The sequence below is a fragment of the Paenibacillus wynnii genome, from assembly GCF_000757885.1.
In the GTDB taxonomy this organism is placed as follows: Bacteria; Bacillota; Bacilli; order Paenibacillales; family Paenibacillaceae; genus Paenibacillus_AQ; species Paenibacillus_AQ wynnii.
This window is the reverse complement of sequence record NZ_JQCR01000002.1, coordinates 2,481,016-2,499,521: the sequence shown is the minus strand read 5'-3', so window position 1 is coordinate 2,499,521 and position 18,506 is coordinate 2,481,016. Positions and strand designations below refer to the sequence as shown.

20 protein-coding genes and 1 riboswitch are annotated in these 18,506 nt (G+C 47.8%); all 20 genes read right to left on the bottom strand.

Annotated elements, in window-relative coordinates:
- Window positions 1-128: 128 nt before the first annotated feature.
- Window positions 129-1,001, bottom strand: coding sequence for an ATP synthase F1 subunit gamma (gene atpG, locus PWYN_RS13820; RefSeq protein WP_036652563.1), 873 nt, complete (start codon window positions 999-1,001; stop codon window positions 129-131).
- Between the two features lie 183 nt (window positions 1,002-1,184).
- Complete coding sequence (gene atpA, locus PWYN_RS13815) at window positions 1,185-2,696, bottom strand: F0F1 ATP synthase subunit alpha (protein ID WP_036652562.1); 1,512 nt, start codon at window positions 2,694-2,696, stop codon at window positions 1,185-1,187.
- 11 nt (window positions 2,697-2,707) lie between these two features.
- Entirely contained in the window at window positions 2,708-3,259 is a 552-nt protein-coding gene (locus tag PWYN_RS13810) for a F0F1 ATP synthase subunit delta (RefSeq protein WP_036652560.1), read from the bottom strand.
- Entirely contained in the window at window positions 3,256-3,744 is a 489-nt protein-coding gene (gene atpF, locus PWYN_RS13805) for a F0F1 ATP synthase subunit B (protein WP_036652557.1), read from the bottom strand. The genes PWYN_RS13810 and atpF overlap by 4 nt, the downstream gene beginning before the upstream one ends.
- 171 nt (window positions 3,745-3,915) lie before the next feature.
- Entirely contained in the window at window positions 3,916-4,128 is a 213-nt protein-coding gene (atpE, locus tag PWYN_RS13800; protein ID WP_036652555.1) for a F0F1 ATP synthase subunit C, read from the bottom strand.
- Window positions 4,129-4,232: 104 nt separating this feature from the next.
- Window positions 4,233-5,003, bottom strand: a complete 771-nt coding sequence (atpB, locus tag PWYN_RS13795; RefSeq protein ID WP_036652552.1) for a F0F1 ATP synthase subunit A — start codon at window positions 5,001-5,003, stop codon at window positions 4,233-4,235.
- Window positions 5,004-5,037: 34 nt separating this feature from the next.
- The gene (locus PWYN_RS13790) at window positions 5,038-5,415 is read right to left on the bottom strand and encodes an ATP synthase subunit I (RefSeq protein WP_036652550.1); all 378 of its coding nucleotides are present in this window, start codon (window positions 5,413-5,415) and stop codon (window positions 5,038-5,040) included.
- Window positions 5,408-5,641 (bottom strand): AtpZ/AtpI family protein, encoded by a 234-nt coding sequence (locus PWYN_RS13785; RefSeq protein WP_036652548.1) that lies wholly within the window; start codon window positions 5,639-5,641, stop codon window positions 5,408-5,410. Before PWYN_RS13785 ends, PWYN_RS13790 begins: the two co-directional genes overlap by 8 nt.
- Before the next feature lie 179 nt (window positions 5,642-5,820).
- Window positions 5,821-6,981 (bottom strand): non-hydrolyzing UDP-N-acetylglucosamine 2-epimerase, encoded by a 1,161-nt coding sequence (wecB, locus tag PWYN_RS13780; RefSeq protein WP_036652546.1) that lies wholly within the window; start codon window positions 6,979-6,981, stop codon window positions 5,821-5,823.
- A gap of 39 nt (window positions 6,982-7,020) precedes the next feature.
- Entirely contained in the window at window positions 7,021-7,650 is a 630-nt protein-coding gene (gene upp / locus PWYN_RS13775) for a uracil phosphoribosyltransferase (RefSeq protein WP_036652544.1), read from the bottom strand.
- A gap of 372 nt (window positions 7,651-8,022) precedes the next feature.
- Complete coding sequence (locus PWYN_RS13770) at window positions 8,023-9,273, bottom strand: serine hydroxymethyltransferase (protein ID WP_036652542.1); 1,251 nt, start codon at window positions 9,271-9,273, stop codon at window positions 8,023-8,025.
- 43 nt (window positions 9,274-9,316) lie between these two features.
- Complete coding sequence (locus PWYN_RS13765) at window positions 9,317-9,907, bottom strand: TIGR01440 family protein (RefSeq protein ID WP_036652540.1); 591 nt, start codon at window positions 9,905-9,907, stop codon at window positions 9,317-9,319.
- Between the two features lie 83 nt (window positions 9,908-9,990).
- A riboswitch (ZMP/ZTP riboswitch) is annotated at window positions 9,991-10,073 on the bottom strand.
- A 61-nt stretch (window positions 10,074-10,134) separates the two neighbouring features.
- Window positions 10,135-10,719, bottom strand: coding sequence for a low molecular weight protein arginine phosphatase (locus PWYN_RS13760; protein WP_036652538.1), 585 nt, complete (start codon window positions 10,717-10,719; stop codon window positions 10,135-10,137).
- Between the two features lie 41 nt (window positions 10,720-10,760).
- The gene (locus PWYN_RS13755; RefSeq protein ID WP_036652537.1) at window positions 10,761-11,336 is read right to left on the bottom strand and encodes a manganese efflux pump MntP; all 576 of its coding nucleotides are present in this window, start codon (window positions 11,334-11,336) and stop codon (window positions 10,761-10,763) included.
- 198 nt (window positions 11,337-11,534) lie between these two features.
- Entirely contained in the window at window positions 11,535-12,788 is a 1,254-nt protein-coding gene (locus PWYN_RS13750; RefSeq protein ID WP_036653855.1) for an L-threonylcarbamoyladenylate synthase, read from the bottom strand.
- Between the two features lie 142 nt (window positions 12,789-12,930).
- Complete coding sequence (gene spoIIR, locus PWYN_RS13745; protein WP_420805748.1) at window positions 12,931-13,674, bottom strand: stage II sporulation protein R; 744 nt, start codon at window positions 13,672-13,674, stop codon at window positions 12,931-12,933.
- Window positions 13,675-13,764: 90 nt separating this feature from the next.
- Complete coding sequence (locus PWYN_RS13740; RefSeq protein WP_036652536.1) at window positions 13,765-14,952, bottom strand: FtsW/RodA/SpoVE family cell cycle protein; 1,188 nt, start codon at window positions 14,950-14,952, stop codon at window positions 13,765-13,767.
- A gap of 199 nt (window positions 14,953-15,151) precedes the next feature.
- Complete coding sequence (locus PWYN_RS13735; RefSeq protein WP_036652534.1) at window positions 15,152-16,336, bottom strand: FtsW/RodA/SpoVE family cell cycle protein; 1,185 nt, start codon at window positions 16,334-16,336, stop codon at window positions 15,152-15,154.
- A gap of 116 nt (window positions 16,337-16,452) precedes the next feature.
- A complete protein-coding gene (gene prmC, locus PWYN_RS13730; RefSeq protein ID WP_205622766.1) occupies window positions 16,453-17,358 on the bottom strand; it encodes a peptide chain release factor N(5)-glutamine methyltransferase in 906 nt (301 codons plus the stop codon).
- A 25-nt stretch (window positions 17,359-17,383) separates the two neighbouring features.
- The gene (gene prfA / locus PWYN_RS13725) at window positions 17,384-18,451 is read right to left on the bottom strand and encodes a peptide chain release factor 1 (protein WP_036653853.1); all 1,068 of its coding nucleotides are present in this window, start codon (window positions 18,449-18,451) and stop codon (window positions 17,384-17,386) included.
- Window positions 18,452-18,506: the final 55 nt, after the last annotated feature.

Sequence of the window (18,506 nt, the reverse complement as noted above, 5' to 3'; positions counted from 1 at the left end):
GAAACGCCTATGCCGTCCAATGGGAAACATACGCTCCCGTGGCGAGCGATACTACCACACGCTCTACGACACCCGTTTCTTTATAATAATCAGGCAAAGTTAAGCGATCAGCTTAACTTGCCTATACATCAAGACTGCGCGTTAGCTCCGGCCACGATCTCGGTAATTTCCTGCGTAATTGCCGCCTGACGAGCACGGTTATACGTAAGTGTAAGTTCTCCGATCATTTTGGACGCATTCTTCGTTGCACTACCCATCGCCGTCATCTTCGCACCCAGTTCACTGGCTTTTCCGTCCAGAATTGCACTGTAGATTAAAGTTTCGGCGTACTTTGGAAGAAGTACATCCAATACACCTTGCGGTGAAGGCTCGTATTCGTAGTTTGCATTTGCTTCATGTGACTTCGCTTTTCCAACTCCGTCCATCGGCAATAGTCTATCAACCGTCGGCTCTTGGGTAATCGCATTAACGAAGCGGTTGTAACAGATGTACAACTCATCGTATACGCCTTCTTCGAACTGCTGTACCGCAGAGTAGGCAATCGACTTAATGTCAGCAAACTTTGGTGTGTCGGAAAGCTCGGTGATTTCCTCTACAATCGGGTATTCACGGCGACGTAAAAAGTCACGGCCCTTACGACCGATAACGAACAACGCATACTCATCCTTCGATGTGTGCCGTTCTGCGATAAGCATGGTCACTTTGCGTAAAATATTAGCATTGTAACCACCCGCAAGTCCTCTATCCGAGGTTACGAGCAGATAAGCTGTCTTTTTCACAGGTCTACTAACCAACATGGGATGCTCGATGCCATCAACTGAACCAGCAGCAATATTTGATACCACTTCTTTAAGCTTTAATGAGTAAGGGCGGGCGGCTTCTGCTTTCTCCTGCGCCTTTCTCAACTTAGAGGCAGCTACCATCTCCATCGCTTTTGTGATCTGTCTGGTGTTTTGAACGCTCTTGATTTGACGTTTAATATCACGCATGCTTCTTGCCATGATTTCACCACCTTAAAGCTTTGACGAAGTCAAAGCTAACTTCGTAAGCATTCTCTTGGGCTTTGACGAAGTCAAAGCTAACTTCGTAAGCATTCTCTTGAGCTTTGACGAAGTCAAAGCTAACTTCGTAAGCATTCTCTTAAGCTTTGACGAAGTCAAAGCTTTGTTCGTACGTTATCTATATTAGCTAGTAGCAAAGCCTCTTTTAAACTTCTCAATGGCGGCTTTCAGTGCAGTTTCGTTATCAGCTGTTAAATCCTTTGTATCTGTGATCGATTGGAAAACTTCAGATGCGCTGCTTTCAACAAACGCCAGAAATTCCTTTTCGAAGCGTCTTACATCTTTCACAGGGATATCATCCAAATGTCCTTTAACCGCAGTGTACAAGCTGACTACTTGATGCTCAACAGACAACGGTTGGTTAACGCCTTGCTTCAGAATCTCCATCATACGAGCACCGCGGTTAAGACGGGCCTGCGTAGATTTATCGAGATCAGATCCAAACTGGGAGAATGCCTGAAGCTCACGGTATTGGGCAAGATCCAAACGGAGGGAGCCGGCAACCTTCTTCATAGCTTTAATCTGCGCCGAGCCACCTACACGCGATACGGAGATACCTACGTTAATCGCAGGACGTTGACCGGAGTAGAAAAGGTCGGATTCAAGGAATATTTGTCCATCTGTAATCGAGATTACGTTTGTTGGAATGTAAGCCGATACGTCAGAGGCTTGTGTTTCGATGAATGGTAGAGCGGTTAATGAACCACCACCAAGGGCATCACTAAGCTTAGCGGCACGCTCCAAAAGACGGGAGTGCAAGTAGAAGACGTCACCAGGGAACGCTTCACGACCCGGTGGACGACGAAGCAGCAAGGACAATTCGCGGTATGCAGATGCTTGCTTCGAAAGGTCATCATAAATGATCAAGACGTGCTCGCCTTTGTACATGAAGTACTCGCCCATTGCGCAGCCTGCGTATGGAGCAAGGAACAACAGTGGAGACGGCTCGGATGCTGATGCAGTGACAACAATTGTATATTCCAAAGCGCCATGACGACGGAGGGTTTCTACAACCTGTGCTACTGTGGATTGTTTTTGACCAATCGCAACGTAGATACATTTCATGCCGTTGCCCTTTTGGTTAATGATCGCATCGATAGCAATCGCTGTTTTACCCGTTTGACGGTCACCGATAATCAATTCGCGCTGTCCGCGTCCGATTGGCACCATGGCATCGATCGCTTTAAGTCCTGTTTGCATAGGCTCATGAACTGATTTACGGTCGATAACACCTGGTGCATTACTCTCTACCGGACGGAATTCAGTGGTATCGATTGGACCTTTGCCGTCAAGTGGCTGTCCCAATGCATTAACAACACGACCCAGCATGGCCTCACCCACTGGAACCTGCATAATCTTGCCCGTGCGCTTCACTTGGTCGCCTTCACGAATTTCCGTGTACTCACCCAGAATAACAACACCAACGTTGCTTTCTTCCAGGTTGAGTGCCATACCCACTACGCCATTAGAGAACTCCAGCAGCTCGCCGGACATTGCATTTTCCAATCCGTAGACACGGGCGATACCGTCGCCGACTTGAATGACGGTGCCGATTTCGGCAACTTCGATATCGGCTTTATATTGCTCAATTTGACTTTTGATCAAAGTGCTGATCTCTTCAGGTCTGATGCCCAATACCCTCACCCCTATCTTCTATGCTTATCATTAAAGGATTTCTCGAGACGTTCCAATTTACCGGACAGACTGCCGTCATATAGCGTGTCGCCAATATAGACTTTTAGTCCACCCAGAAGGCTCTTGTCAACCACATTCGTGACACGAATTGTACGGTTTACCAATTGCCCAAATTCTGCAGCTACTGCCGCTTGTTCTGTTTCGCTTAGCTCGTAGGTAGAGTATACTGTCGCATCACCAATGCCGAGAGCGTCACCCTCAATTTTGATATACGTGGCTAGCAGATCTGGAAAAATATCGGTTCTGCCCCGCTCTACAAGAAGCTCCACTGTGTTCATCACCATTGGAGAAAGCTTGTCTTGAAGGACTGTTCGCAGCACAGCCAGTTTATCGGACTGGGATATGCGCGGGGCGATAATGAACCGTTTTACCTCGGCATCAAGATGCAGCGTTTCGACAATTGCCTTAAGCTGCTCTTCTACTTCAAGCGTAATTCCCTGTTCCACTGCTGCTGAGTACAATGCCTTGGCGTAGCGTTTGGCAATTACCGTATTCCGGCTCATGATCTGCCTCCCACCTCTTTGAGGTATTGGTTCACAAGCTGCTCTTGTTCAGCGTTCACACTAACTTCTTTTTGAAGGAGCTTCGATGCAATGCGTACTGAAGCTATGCCGATTTCGCTGCGAAGCGCTTCAACGGCTTTGGTCTTCTCGTTCTCAATATCACGTACGGCTTCATCTTTAACGCGAGATGCATCCGCTTTGGCCTGTTCTAGAATCCGGTCTACCTGCTGATTGCTGGTAATCTGGGATTGTTGAATTATGGACTGAGCTTCTTGACGTGCACTATTCAGAGCCTTTTTCTGCTCCTCTACGTAGGCGACCGCCTGTTCTCTGGTCTTTGCGGCTTCGTCCAATTGCTGCATAACTAACTCACGGCGTGTTTCCATTACCGCAAACAGCTTACTGAACGCAAATTTATTAAGCGCAAAATATAGAATCCCAAATGCTGCAATTGAGAAAATGATATTTGTCCAAACAATTTCCACTGAGGTCACTCCCTTCCGTTACCGCGACATGCGGACCTATACAAAAGTAAGGCGCGGATGGCACCTTGCCGTCCCCGCCAAACTACAAATACGGCTTATCAAGCAGAAACGGTTATACCCCGTTCCTGCGAGAAATACAAGGATCATTTATTGCAAATAATTTCTTGTATACTAAGCGAACATGATCAAGAAGGCAATAACTGTTGCTGCCAAAGGAATAACTTCGACGATACCTACACCGATAAACATTGTTGTCTGCAAAGCGTTACGAGCTTCCGGCTGACGAGCGATGGATTCTACTGTTCTACTAACGATCATACCGTTACCAAGACCTGCACCCAGTGCGCCCAAACCAACTGCTATTGCTGCTGCTAAATAATCCATTTGTAAATATCCTCCTTTAATTTCTGTTCATATTATTTTAATGATATAAGATATCTCCTGCGAATGTAAGTCGGCGGCTATGCCGTCTTATTCACAGCAGTTCATTAATGTGCTGCGTCTTCCTCGTGAATCGTCATCTGTGCGATGTACACCATCGTCAGAATCGTAAAGATGAAGGCTTGGAGTGCTCCAACAAAAATACTGAAGCCCTGCCATACTGCAAGAAACGGAATACTGAATATACCCAGTTTCAAGATAACGGTAATCAGTACTTCACCTGCAAAAATGTTAGCGAATAGACGAATGGCCAGTGCCACCGGTTTTGCCAGATTCTCAATAATATTGAGCGGCAGAAAGACCGGAAACGGCTCTAAATAGTGTTTGAAATAATGTTTACCATTAAGCTTGATGCCCAGATAATTCATTAATACAAACACAACAATGGCCAGTCCTGCTGTAACGTTAATGTCGGCAGTAGGTGACTTGTACCACAGAAGCTCAACGTGCTCTCCGTGGGCCAAGTTTCTCGTCGCCTCAATTACGTGCCCAAATACTGTAACTGGTTCATGTGCTTCAGTAACGACCGAGAAAGGCAACCCGAGCAGATTGGAAACAAAGATGAACAGAATCAGTGTCAGCCCTAAAGATATGTAAGGCTTCCCTTTCTTAAGGTCCATAGCGCTGCCAATAACACCTTGTACAAATTCTACAACCCACTCCATAAAATTCTGCAGCTTGGACGGATTCTCGACCGATAGATTGCGGACCGACAACATCACCATAATGAAAACCACTAATGAACTGATCACCAGCATCAGTACAGCAGACAAGTCTATAGGAATTCCTCCAAGATAAATTAACGGCATATCATGCATAGTATCATTTCCCCCCCTTTCCCATTAATCTGACTTAAAGCTTATTCTTCATACTCAGATATATCCCCGCAGGAAGAGCGAGAAGCTGGGGGATGAACAGACCGGCAATTGTCGCTCCCAACGAGAAATGCTCCATCTTGATCGAGAACATCGTGACCAAAATTGCAAAACAAATCCGTGTGGCAAAGCCGAGGCTGAAAGTCTTACGTTCATTAGTTGCTGCTGTCTCCGTTACCAGGCGGATCTTCATTGCCAAATAACGAAAGTTAGCCAATCCTGCCATCAAACCCAATGTCAAACCCAATGTAATCGTCCGGGTATCATAATGAAACACCCAGCCCACCAGCAAGCCCCCCATTAGAACAAGAGTTATTCTGGTAACAACATTAATCATGGGAGTCATATTATCCATTCTGCTCCCCCAAAAATTTTTTGATTAACATGACGACGTTAACAATCCCAAGAACCATTCCCGTTATAGTCCCTATAGCCAACCAGTAACTGGGTCCTTCAAGATAATCCTTCAGCCATCTCGCTACAAAAAAACCTATAATAATGTAAGCGGCGAGTAATGTGCCTGCACTGCCAATAACAAGTCCAGTGCGTACAAGACTGTCATTCTCTTTCGGTTCATTCATAGGCTACAATCCCAACTAATTTTACTGAATTTCTAGACTCTTTGTCAATTCATTGAACATTACCCAAAAAGCCCTGAAAACATGAAAATAATCACAGCAAACTGTTCCAAAACCATATAAACCGTACAGTTTCACTGTATGTTAAATTCAATCGCTACAGAATATTAGTTTTAAACTTTTTAGCTATTTTGTGTGAACATTCTGTGAAATTCCTCTGGACGCTCTTCTTTCACACCAAAATGGTGTAAAATCGCATTGACAATTCTTTCCGAAGCTTTTCCATCTCCGTACGGGTTGGCGGCCCGACTCATGGACTGATATAGATCGTTATCAGTCAATAGAGCATGTGTCCGTTGATACACCTTCTCCTCGTCCGTTCCCACTAGCTCGAGTGTTCCAGCCTCAATTCCTTCCGGGCGTTCCGTCGTATCACGCAGTACAAGCACCGGCACTCCAAAGGATGGCGCTTCTTCTTGCAAACCGCCGGAATCGGTAAGAATTAAGTGGGTATGCGGATAAAAATTGTGCAGGTCAACGACATCCAATGGATCAATCAGCTTAATTCTCGGATGTCCGCCTAAAATCTCATGTGCCGGTCCCTTCACTGCAGGACTCGGATGCACGGGATATACGATAGCGACATCTTCAAATTCATCAGCGATTCTTTTGACAGCACGGAAAATATGACGGTGCGGTTCGCCTTGTGATTCTCTGCGGTGCGCCGTCATCAAAATAAGTCTTTTTCCTGATGCAAAATCCAATACAGGATGTCGGTAGTCCGACTGTACGGTATATTGAAACACATCGGTCACGGTATTGCCTGTGATATAAATACTTGACTCTTTTTTATTCTCTTGTCTCAGATTACCCGCTGACCAATCGGTTGGAGCAAAGTGTAAATCCGCCAAAACCCCTGTCAATTGTCGGTTCATTTCCTCTGGATACGGGGAAAGCTTGTTCCAGGTCCGAAGACCTGCTTCCACATGCCCAACCTGAATTTGTTGAAGAAATGAAGCGTAGCTGGCCAGGAATGTGGTCAGGGTATCACCGTGTACTAATACTAGGTCAGGCTTTACTTCCCGAAGCACGGGCTCAAGCCCTTCTAGAACACGAATGGTGATCTCATTCAAGGTTTGTTGATTCTTCATAACGTCCAGATCGTAATCCGGCGTAATTTTGAATACTTCTAATACTTGATCAAGAAGTTCCCTATGCTGCGCTGTTACACATACAATTGACTCTATATGCTCCGAATGCTTGTTCAGCTCTAGGACCAGCGGCGCCATTTTGATCGCCTCGGGGCGCACGCCGAAAATTGTCATCACTTTAATTTTGGTCATAACCCCTACCCTCTCATTATAGCCTTCTCTTCTTTGGTATTACTTAGTACCGTATAAACGGTCTCCTGCATCACCTAGTCCCGGAACAATATAACCGTGTTCATTCAGGTGGTCGTCAAGGGCAGCTACATAAATGTCCACATCTGGATGAGCAGCTTGTACAGCCGCAACTCCTTCAGGCGCAGCAATCAGGTTCATCATCTTAATCTGGGTACAGCCGCGGTTCTTCAAGGATGTAATAGCTGCAATGGCAGAGCCGCCTGTAGCCAACATCGGATCAATAACAATCAATTCGCGTTCTTGTACATCTGTAGGTAGTTTTATGTAGTATTCTACCGGTTGAAGCGTATCCGGATCACGGAACAATCCTACATGTCCTACTTTTGCTGCCGGAAGCAGCTTGAGAACGCCCTCCAACATACCTAATCCAGCGCGCAGAATAGGAATGAGACCCAGCATTCTGCCTGAAATAACCTTACTTTCCGTTTCAGCGACAGGTGTTTGCACCGTAATCGTCTCAAGTGGAATATTACGCGTAATCTCATAAGCCATTAGTGTCGCAACTTCATCGACATGCTCCCTAAACTCCTTCGTGTTGGTTCGCACATCGCGAATAAATGTAAGTTTGTGCTGAATCAAAGGATGATCGCAAATCACCAATTTTCCCATTAACTTGTCCCTCCGGTACTTGTATGTCTGTTGTACAACAGCAAGTTGAAATGCTCCTGCAGATAAATCTTGTCTATTATATCACCCTCGGCTCTGCTTTTCACCTACCGAGGAACCGATTTTCGAGTGAAGATTTAATCTATGGAAGATTTGCTTACTCATCGGCAGATATGTATCTTCTCTGAAGCGGATAAATTCGTATTAGTTTGTGTGAATTCATGCACTTTCATACTTTTCACATTTATTTCACTCATTTTATTGAAAGTTTCATGAACTTTCATTTTAGATTCTTATATTTTAAAAAAACTTCTGCAAAGTCCGAAAAACTGGACCTTACAGAAGCCTATAGGTAAAAAGATTACGAGTCAGAACTTAATATTGCAGATTAGGATAGATTGGGAATCTCTCAGTAATCTTAGCAACGTTACGAGCCGCTTCGGCCAGAGTCGCTTCATCCTTAGGTTGCTTCAGAACTTTGGCAATGATCACTCCGATTTCAACCATGGCTTGCTCATCCATACCTCGGGAAGTAACCGCAGGTGTACCGATACGAATACCGCTAGTTACAAACGGACTTGTAGGATCAAAAGGAATCGCGTTTTTGTTCACAGTAATTCCGATAGAATCTAATACTTTCTCTGCATCTTTACCTGTAATGTTGAGATTACGAGTATCCAGCAGCATTAGGTGGTTATCCGTTCCTCCGGAAACAATATTTACACCTTCATTTACAAGTGTGTCTGCCAAAACTTTGGCATTATTCACCACATTCTGAGCGTAGATTTTGAATGACGGTTGCAAAGCTTCACCCAAGGCTACTGCCTTGGAAGCAATAACATGCATCAACGGACCGCCTTGGGAGCCCGGGAATACGGCTTTATCAATAGCCGCCGCCCATGCTTGCTTGCACAGAATCAGACCGCCGCGTGGACCGCGAAGAGTTTTGTGGGTAGTTGTGGTAACAAAATGAGCATGTGGAATCGGACTCGGATGAAGACCTGCGGCTACCAGACCCGCAATATGCGCCATGTCGACAAAGAGTAGCGCCCCAACATCATTGGCAATAGACGCCATAGCTTCAAAATCAATCGTACGCGGATATGCACTTGCTCCAGCAACAATCATACGGGGACGATGCTTGAAGGCTAATTTGCGAACTTCATTATAATCAATAAGGAATGTATCTTCCTGCACTCCGTAAGCTACGAAGTTATAAAGCAAGCCAGAAGCATTCACAGGGCTGCCATGTGTTAAATGACCGCCATGAGCCAGGTTCATACCCAGTACAGTATCTCCAGGGTTAAGGGCCGCGAGATATACCGCCATATTCGCCTGCGCACCGGAGTGCGGCTGCACATTGGCATGTTCTGCACCAAACAATTCTTTGGCACGATCACGAGCAAGATTCTCAACGATATCTACATCTTCACATCCGCCATAGTAACGTTTACCTGGGTATCCTTCCGCATATTTGTTCGTGAGGACAGATCCCATCGCTTCGATTACCGCTTCACTAACGATATTCTCCGAGGCAATAAGCTCAATGTTCGCACGCTGACGCTTCAGTTCCAATCCCATTGCTTCCAATACTGCCGGGTCACTCTTACGCAATTGTTCCATGATTCTTATTTCCTCCCTAGGTGTGTGTTTGATGTAATTCTATCAGTCAATCGCAAAGCTGCGAATCACTTTCATTGGGGATGCGGTAAACAGCCCGTTCTCCGCCAACCAGCGGGGGTCTGCTCCAAGCAGCATTCACTCGCGCCTCTCCTATATAACGCAAAGAGGGTCTAAAGGGCACTGCCACTCGGCGTAGATGCATACCGATCAGTGTCTCACCGATATCTACTCCTGCATGGGCTTGTACCGTTTCTGCAAGCACCGGATCATCCATGGAACTATAAGCTGCTGCAGCCATTGAACCTCCTGCCCCAGGTATGGGAACGGCTGTTACTTCATTTAATCCGAGCGAGACAAGCAAGGAACGTTCCATCACGAGTGCGCGGTTCAAATGCTCACAGCACTGGTATACCGGATGAAAGCCAAATTCCTCCGAAGCCTGACGCACACCCTTAAGCAACTGCTCCGCCACCTCGAGTGCACCGCCCGTGCCAATACGGACACCTGCGACCTCACTGGTACTCACACCGACGACAACAACCTTACCATGACCTAATTTCCCAACAGCTGCTAGCTCTCTAAGTACAGAGAGGGTTTCCTCAAACAGTGACAATTCTTTCCTTACGACTTCATTCATCGCCTTTCCTCCTTACGAGTTAAAGCTTAGTTATCTATAGATTTTAAACAAAAAAGAGCAGTCCGCAGGTAGCTGCGGATTTGCTCTTTTGCCCAGGCGACCGGCCGTTTATTCCGATGCTCCATCGTGGTTTGATCCACAGTTGTCGCCAGTTACATCGGAACCGATATTTGTAATCTTATCTTAAAACAAAGCTAAGTGAAAAGCAACCACCTACCGGATGGCAATTATAAACGCGGGACTTCCAGCTTATCGAGCAACTGATGCAGCGCTGTACGAATCTCAGCAGCAGTGATCTCATAATCATCAAGCGAGCCGCCAAAAGGGTCCGAGATATCAAAGCTCGGTATCCGCTGACGTATTTCAATAATTCGCTGTAAATCAACCGGGTCCGGATCACCGCCCAATGAGATCTCCAGTTCAGCTTGAGCATACAAGCTATCCAGCTCCTGTAGGTCTTTGCCCACGACATCTTCATCTCCAACATATTCCTTCAATGTATGCGTCTTGGATACTGTACCGGGAAAATGCTGTAGCACATGCCGTTTATGTCCACCGGTAAGCGTAAGCACCAGATCAGCCCATGAGACCAAAGCTTCGCTGAGCTGCGAAGACGTTGAAACGTCATTAATTCCTTCATCACGCAATATAGCAGCGGCATGTCTGGAAACGGAGGTTCCTGTAATGGCGGATACACCCGCAGACCGCACTTCCAGGTCAACCCCCCGCTCCCGCGCGAGTTTGCGCAACAGGCCTTCAGCCATAGGACTACGGCAAGTATTCCCGGTGCAGACGAATAAAATATGCAGCATGCTTATCCACCTCCTGATTTATATAATATGTAGTTATTGTATCAAAAGATGAACAGCAAACCAAACCCCAGCAGGATCGCTCCGCCGATCGCTTCTCCATAATCTCCAAGACCCCGACTGACACGCCGCCCCAGTAGCAAGCCCACCATAGACATCAATCCCCCGCAGGCCCCAAAGGTCAGCACTGTCAAAAGGATATGTTGTACGAACATCCCCAATGACACCCCCACGGAAAAGGAATCCACACTAACACTCAGTGAAATCAGAAGCATCCCCCAAAGCGAGCGGTGATCCACAGCCTGCAGACCCCCCGAGTCACCGGGACGAAAGGAATTAAATATCATATGCCCTCCAAGTAAAAGCAAGAGCCCTCCAGCTGCATATTGTGTTACCTGTCCCAATAATTGTCCTACGTAATCCCCCGTAACCAACCCAAAAAGAGGCATTAATACGTGAAAAAAGGCAACGAACAGGCTCAATTGCAGCACATGCAGAAGACGGATGCCCTTCATCCCGATACCAACGCCCAGCGAAAAAGCGTCCAGCCCCAGAGCAACCGCCATAATAGCAATTGTTATGATCTGCCCCGACCCGGCATATACTTCCACCACACCCATGCCCATACCCCCATGTCCCATATATCCTGTACAACCACGATATGCGGACAAGGGTGCAATCATGCCAGATTGGAAAAGTCGTTCGGTGGGATTGGAATGAATGTCTGATTTCGATAGTGGAAGACTAAGGGAAACTCAGGAAACGCCGAGGACAATATTATGGGAACACTAAAGGTAGATTTGCAGCGGACGCAGATGTCAACCTGCGTCGATTAGGGTACCACCGGCGGCTTTCATCAGCCGGTTCATAATGGCTGCACCGAGGCCGGTAACCGGACAGGCCTCGGCCAGAATGTAAGTCGCTCCCGCTTCATCGAAGCGCCGCAACGCGGCATATAGGGAGCGGGCAGCTTCCTCCGGCGAGTCTAACGAGCCGAGGGAAGTGACGCAGGCTGCGGGAGCGGCGGGATACAGGGCGATATGCTCATCGAAGAGGAGCAGGCCCGTGATCTCGCCGTTCAGCTGCGCAGCCTGCAGCAGGCTTGCGGCTCTTTCCGCTACGCGAAGCGGCGAAGAGCCGTCCACTACGCCAAGCCAGCCGCGCGGGGCGTAGTGCGTGTACTTCATGCCCGGCGCGCGCGGCGCCGGGTTCTTGTCTGTAGCAGCGGAGGCCGGGAACTCCCCGTCTGCGGCATTTAAGTCTGCTGTCCCCGGTGAGACCGGGGCAGCAGACTTTGGCGTGAAGTCCAAGGCTTCCGCAGATGTATTGTCGACCGTGCCTGCACCGCTGACCGCAGACAATTGCTCAGCGGTTATCCCGCCGGGGCGAAGAATTGAAACGGAGCCGTCAGGCTGAACCTGCACTACTGTCGATTCTAAGCCGACACCTGCGGCACCGCCGTCCAGAACACCTCCGATATATCCGGAAAGGTCTTCCAATACATGGGATGCAAGAGTCGGGCTTGGCCGGCCGGAGCGATTGGCACTCGGCGCAGCTACAGGACAGCCGGATGCACGGATCAGCGCCCGAGCAACCGGATGATCGGGTATCCGCACACCAACCGTATCTAAGCCCGCACTTACCAGCGGGGACAATACGCCCGGCCGGAGCGGAAGCACCAGCGTCAGCGGTCCGGGCCAGTATGCTTCCATCAATGCTACAGCAACCGGATGCACCTCTGTCACTAATTCATCCAGTGCATCGAGGTCCGCAATATGCACGATAAGAGGATTATCAGATGGACGTCCTTTGGCAGCAAAAACCGCTTCTACAGCCCCTGTATTCCGGGCATCGGCCCCGAGACCATAGACGGTCTCCGTAGGAAAGGCTACTGTGCCGCCATTACGAAGCATAGCTGCAGCCTCAGCAATGTCCCTTTGATCCACCCGTTGAATATCAGCAGAAGTCTCCGCTATATCCTTCGTGGAGCTTAGCTCCCAATAGACTGTTGTTCTTATATCTCCACTCCGGCGCTGAACAGCGAACAGAGATTCTTCATGATTGTTATCCATAAATATCACTAACTTTCTGCAAGGTCGTTGTTTTGGACAAGAAGAAACGGCCCCACCACGTGGAGCCGCGTTAATCCGCTTCTGAAATAGTATCATAGAAAGGGTCAAAACAACATGCCTTTTCAGAGGATAAGGCATTCATTTATCCCCATAAACTGCTGAACCATCTCCCGATTTTTTGCAGCAGCTCCCAGACGAAGAAGCGCACCTCAGGCTCCTCAGACGTTTGAGCGTCTGCATCACTGACCGCCCCTCCCGTTTTGACTACCTTCCCTGCGACCGATTTTCCATTCGACCCTTCAGAGGCCGATGCGGAAACCTTCTTGCTATCCTTCGCAGCAGCTGCATCTCCTGAACCGGCATCAATAAAGCATAGCGGCGGAAACAGCACGCACCACCAATTTTGCCCTTTTCCTGCCCCTAAGGTAACTCTTACAGCCTCATAATCACCCGCTGGGTAGACGGTGCCACCGTACATTTTAGTTGGAAAAGGAACCACTCCAAGCTCAACGTTGTAGGAATAATTTATACCACGCGATTTCAACTCCGTACCCACGAGTGCGTTTAATTCAGGCAAATGCCCTCTAATTAGAGTACGCGCCTGCTCCAGGCTTTGTGGATCCTCCAATTCAGATACCCATTGATTCATCTGTTCTACAACAGCATTACGAATTTGACGTTTAACTAATTGGTCCTGTGCACCGTCAGAATTTGCCAAAATACGCAACCGGATGGATTCCTGCGGAATCGAAACCTCCGCAACGGCAGCATCTGTCTTTTGCCCTTCCCAGGCCATCATAAGAATCATAAAAAAACAAATTAAAATGGCAGTATACTTTACAGTTACACGCAGGGAATCCCCTACACTACGTTCCTCAAAGTTCATCTGAATAACCCCTCTCCCTCAACACTCTCATGTGAGTAGTATGCCCGGGAGAGAGAGACTGCAAACCTAGCAATCTATTAAATTTTGAAATTAGAGAAGTTTGGGAGGAGGTGAATAGCGAGGGTACACCGGTAAATCATCCTCTTCTTCCCCTCCGTACAAATGAACGCTCATGACGATACCCATACTGGACATATTGATTAATATAGACGTACCGCCGAAACTTATAAAAGGCAAAGTAATACCTGTCAGCGGCATCAGACCGATAAAGGCACCGATATTTTCAAGGATCTGGTACAGCAGCATAGCCACAACCCCCACAATAATAAAGGGCCCTCCTCGCTGCTTGCACTCTAGCGCAATTAGAACCATCCGATGGATTAGGATAAAAAATAGTAGCAGCACTCCCGCAGAACCCAGAAACCCAAATTCCTCGGCAATCTGCACAAAGATAGCATCCGAATATGTATAAGGAACTTTGCCAGCCTGTACGGACGTTCCTTCCATATATCCCTCTCCGACCATTCCACCTGAAGCAATAGCCAGTTGGGCATTTTTAGTATGGTAGCTGGCATCCTTTGAGGCCAATTCAGGAACCAGCCACGGATCAAAGCGTTTCACCAAATGATCACGGCCGATCTTATCCTCTAAGAAGCTAACTGCCTGATCATGATATTGAATATAGCTGGTGATTCCCGCAAAAGCAGAACCTCCGATAAGCACCAATCCGATTAAGGCATGCGAAAACTTAATATTGCCGATCCACAGCACTCCCATCAAAATAACAGCATAGCTCAAGGCGTTACCCAGATCATTTTGTAAAATTACGATCCCAAAGGGAACAAGTGTAATTAAGGTAAGGGGGACAATATCCCGCCAAAAGGTAAGCTTATCTTTGTTTTTCCAAATCAGCAGTGAGGCTAATAAAAGAATTAATATGAGCTTGAATAGCTCCGCAGGTTGAAGACTCAGATGAACCACGGGCAATTCCAACCAGCCCTTGGCGCCGTTTTTACTTTCGGTAAAGCTGACCAGCACCAATAATCCTATTCCAAACATATAGATATAAAATGCATTTTTTAATAGCAGCCTATAATCTACGAACGACAATCCAATAAAAGCGATAAAGCCCAATCCATAATATTTCAACATTTGAATATGAGAACCGTTTAACTCCGTTCCAGCAGTCACACTATAAATAGAGGTAATACTCACTGCCATAAGTAAAACAAGGATTACCACGATAACCCCATCCACTTTTTTGATCTTCTCAAGCATGGTTATGTGTCTCCTTGACCTCGACTAGCTTGCATGCAAATCATCGCACGGGTGAGCTGTAGTTCTATTGTAAATGATTGGAAGACGGGAATACAATAAATACCTGCCAAGGAAAGTAGTTTCTTATTTGTGCAAAAAAAACCGCCAGTGCAACCCTATGGATTGTCTGACGGTTTTAGATTCAAATATGGGTCATAAGTTACATCTGCTTGCCTGGAGCCGAGTAAACAGACTTCTTAGGAAGGTCCTCTTCCACCTCTTGACCATGAAGCTTGACGCTCATCACCAGGCCGATGCTGGCCATATTAATAAGCAGCGAGGTCCCTCCGTAACTGATGAAGGGTAAAGTGATTCCCGTTAACGGCATCAGGCCAATAAATGCGCCGATATTCTCAAAGATTTGATAAAGCATCATCGCGACAACGCCGACGATCAAAAAAGGCCCACTTCGATCCCTGCATTCAAGGGCAATTAGAATCATTCGGTGAATCAATATAAAATACAGCAGCAGCACCGCCGCCGATCCGACAAAGCCGAACTCTTCGGCAATCTGCACAAAGATAGAGTCAGAGTAAGTGTATGGCACTCGATCCGTTTGCACGGAAGTACCCTCCATATAACCTTCCCCGCTCATCCCTCCTGAAGCAATAGCCAGTTTAGCATTTTTAGTATGATAGCTGGCTTTGGCAGTGGCCTTATCCGGTACAAGCCATGGATCAAAGCGCTCTATCCAGTGAGATCGGTTGATATCTGTAAGAAACGTCTTAATGTCATCATGAAAATGAATATAGCTCATAATTCCAGCAGTAGCCGCACTCGCCATGACCAGCAAGCCGATAAGCGCATGCGAAAATTTAATGTTCCCAATCCATAGTAGCCCAATTAGAATCACAATGTAGGATAACGCGTTACCCAAGTCATTCTGAGAAATGACCACCAAAAAGGGTAGTAGAGTGATTAACCCCAGCGGTATTATGTCACCCCAAAAGGACAACTTATGTTTATTTTTACGATAAAGGACCGCCGCCAAGAAAAGAATCAGAACCAGCTTAAACAATTCTGCGGGCTGAAGACCAATGGAACCGAATTTTATCCAGCCCTGGGCCCCGTTTTGTTCTGTTCCGATAAAGCTGACAAGGATCAGCAAGGCAACACCTGATATATAGGCATATAAGCCGTATTTCACTAGGATGCGGTAGTCGACAAAGGTCAATCCCAGAAAGGCAACAAATCCGAGCACATAAAACTTGATCATCCGAATCTGGAAGCCGTCCAGCTTGTCCCTGCCATGAGTAACACTATAAATGGCAAAGATGCTGACGGCCATTAACAATACGAGAATAACGACAATCACGCCGTCTACTTTTTTAATTTTTTGGAGCATGCTCTGCCTCCTTGCTCTCTGTATTGGCCTTTTCGGCACATATTTGTACCTAAAGCCGTTGTTTTCATTGTAAGGGAAGGGGAAGCAAGAATACAATTCCACTGATTCTGTAAGAATTAGCGTGATATTCCAAGCACATGCCGTGGAATTCCAGCGAGATCGTTAATCGTAACGATCTCACTCCAGTGACCGGCCGCCGCAAGCAGGCCGGCTACCTGCTCCGCCTGGCCGAGGCCGAGCTCGAAGCCGACCAGCCGCGGCGGAGCCGGGAGCAGCGTGAGCTGCTCCATCATGCGGCGGTACGGGTCCAGCCCGTCCTCGCCGCCGTCCAGTGCCGTGCGCGGCTCATGCTCGCGCACCTCGCGCTGCAACCCGGCGATGTCACCGCCGGGAATGTACGGCGGGTTGGAGACGAGGATATCCGTCTCCATACCCGCAAACGGCTCGAGCAGGTCGCCGAGCCGGAAATCCACAGCCGCGCCGTGGCGCAAGGCATTGCGCGCGGCTACGGCCAGTGCCGCCGGCGAGATGTCGCCGGCGGAGACCCGCCACGCCGGCGCTTCGGCAGCCAGCGTGACGGAGATCGCGCCGCTGCCGGCGCCGATGTCCACAGCGGTCAGTGAGCGCGCGGCTGGAGTATCATCCGCGGCCTGACCGCAGGCCCGTCCATCCGGCCATAGCTCCGCGCCGTACTTCAAGACCGCCTCAACGAGCAGCTCCGTTTCGGGCCGGGGAATAAGCACATCGGGCGTCACTTCAAAGCTCCGCCCGTAAAATTCCTGTTCCCCTATAATATACTGCACGGGTTCTCCCGTGCCGCGGCGGGTAACCGATTCCTCCCAAGCGGAGCGCAGCTCCGCCGGAAAGGGATCGGCAAATGCCATGTAATAAGCCGCCCCGGACAAGCCAAGCGCATGCTCGAGCAGTAATTGGGCGCTGCGCTGCGGTTCGTTGCATCCGCACTGGCTCAAAAAAGAAGAAGCCTCCGCAAAGGCTTCCCGGATGCTTTGCACTTCCGACATGACAAAAGCGTCATATTTCAAAGCATTATTCTCCTTTTTCCATCAATTCGGTTTGTTCTGCAATCGACAAAGCTGAAATGATTTCCGTAATATCCCCGTTCATAATCTGCTCCAGACGGTGAAGCGTTAGACCAATACGATGATCGGTTACGCGGCTTTGCGGGAAATTGTACGTACGAATACGCTCACTACGGTCACCCGTACCCACTTTGCTCTTACGTTCTCCGGCATATTTCGCTTCTTCCTCTTGGCGTTTCAGATCCGAGATACGAGCGCGCAGAACTTGCAGTGCCTTTTCTTTATTGGAGTTCTGTGATTTACCATCCTGACAAGTAGCCATGATTCCAGTAGGTATATGCGTTACGCGTACAGCGGATTTAGTCGTATTAACGGACTGGCCGCCTGCACCACTCGAACAGAATGTATCTACACGAATATCTCTATCGTGAATTTCAATTTCAAATTCTTCCGCTTCCGGCATCACGGATACCGTTGAAGTAGATGTATGAATCCGTCCGCCTGATTCGGTCGTAGGAATACGTTGCACACGATGTGCACCGCTTTCGAATTTCATTTTGCTATATGCGCCACGGCCATTAATGAGGAAGATTACCTCTTTGAATCCGCCTAGGTCATTGGCATTCACATCCATAAGTTCCACTCGCCAGCCTTGTGTATCTGCATAACGTGTGTACATACGGTACAAATCCGATGCGAACAATGCTGCTTCATCTCCACCAGCAGCTCCGCGGATTTCTACAATTACATTCTTATCATCATTAGGGTCTTTAGGCAGCAGAAGCATACGAATTCTCTCTTCCAGCTCTACTTGGCGACCAGATAGGTCGTCAATTTCCATCTTGACCATTTCCTTCATTTCATCGTCAAGCTTCTCGCCCTGCATCATTTTCGCAGCTTCGAGTTCTTCCATAACATTTTTATATTCGGCATACGCCTCGAAGGCGGGCTGCAAATCGGATTGTTCTTTAGAATAGTCCCTCAATTTCTTACTGTCGTTTGCAACGTCCGGGTCACAAAGCAGTTCACTGAGTTTCTCATAGCGGTCCGCCAGGGCTTGCAATCGGTCCAACAACAAGGGAATTCACCTCTCCTGATTCAATTTAACTTAACAAGAAGAAACGGCTTTG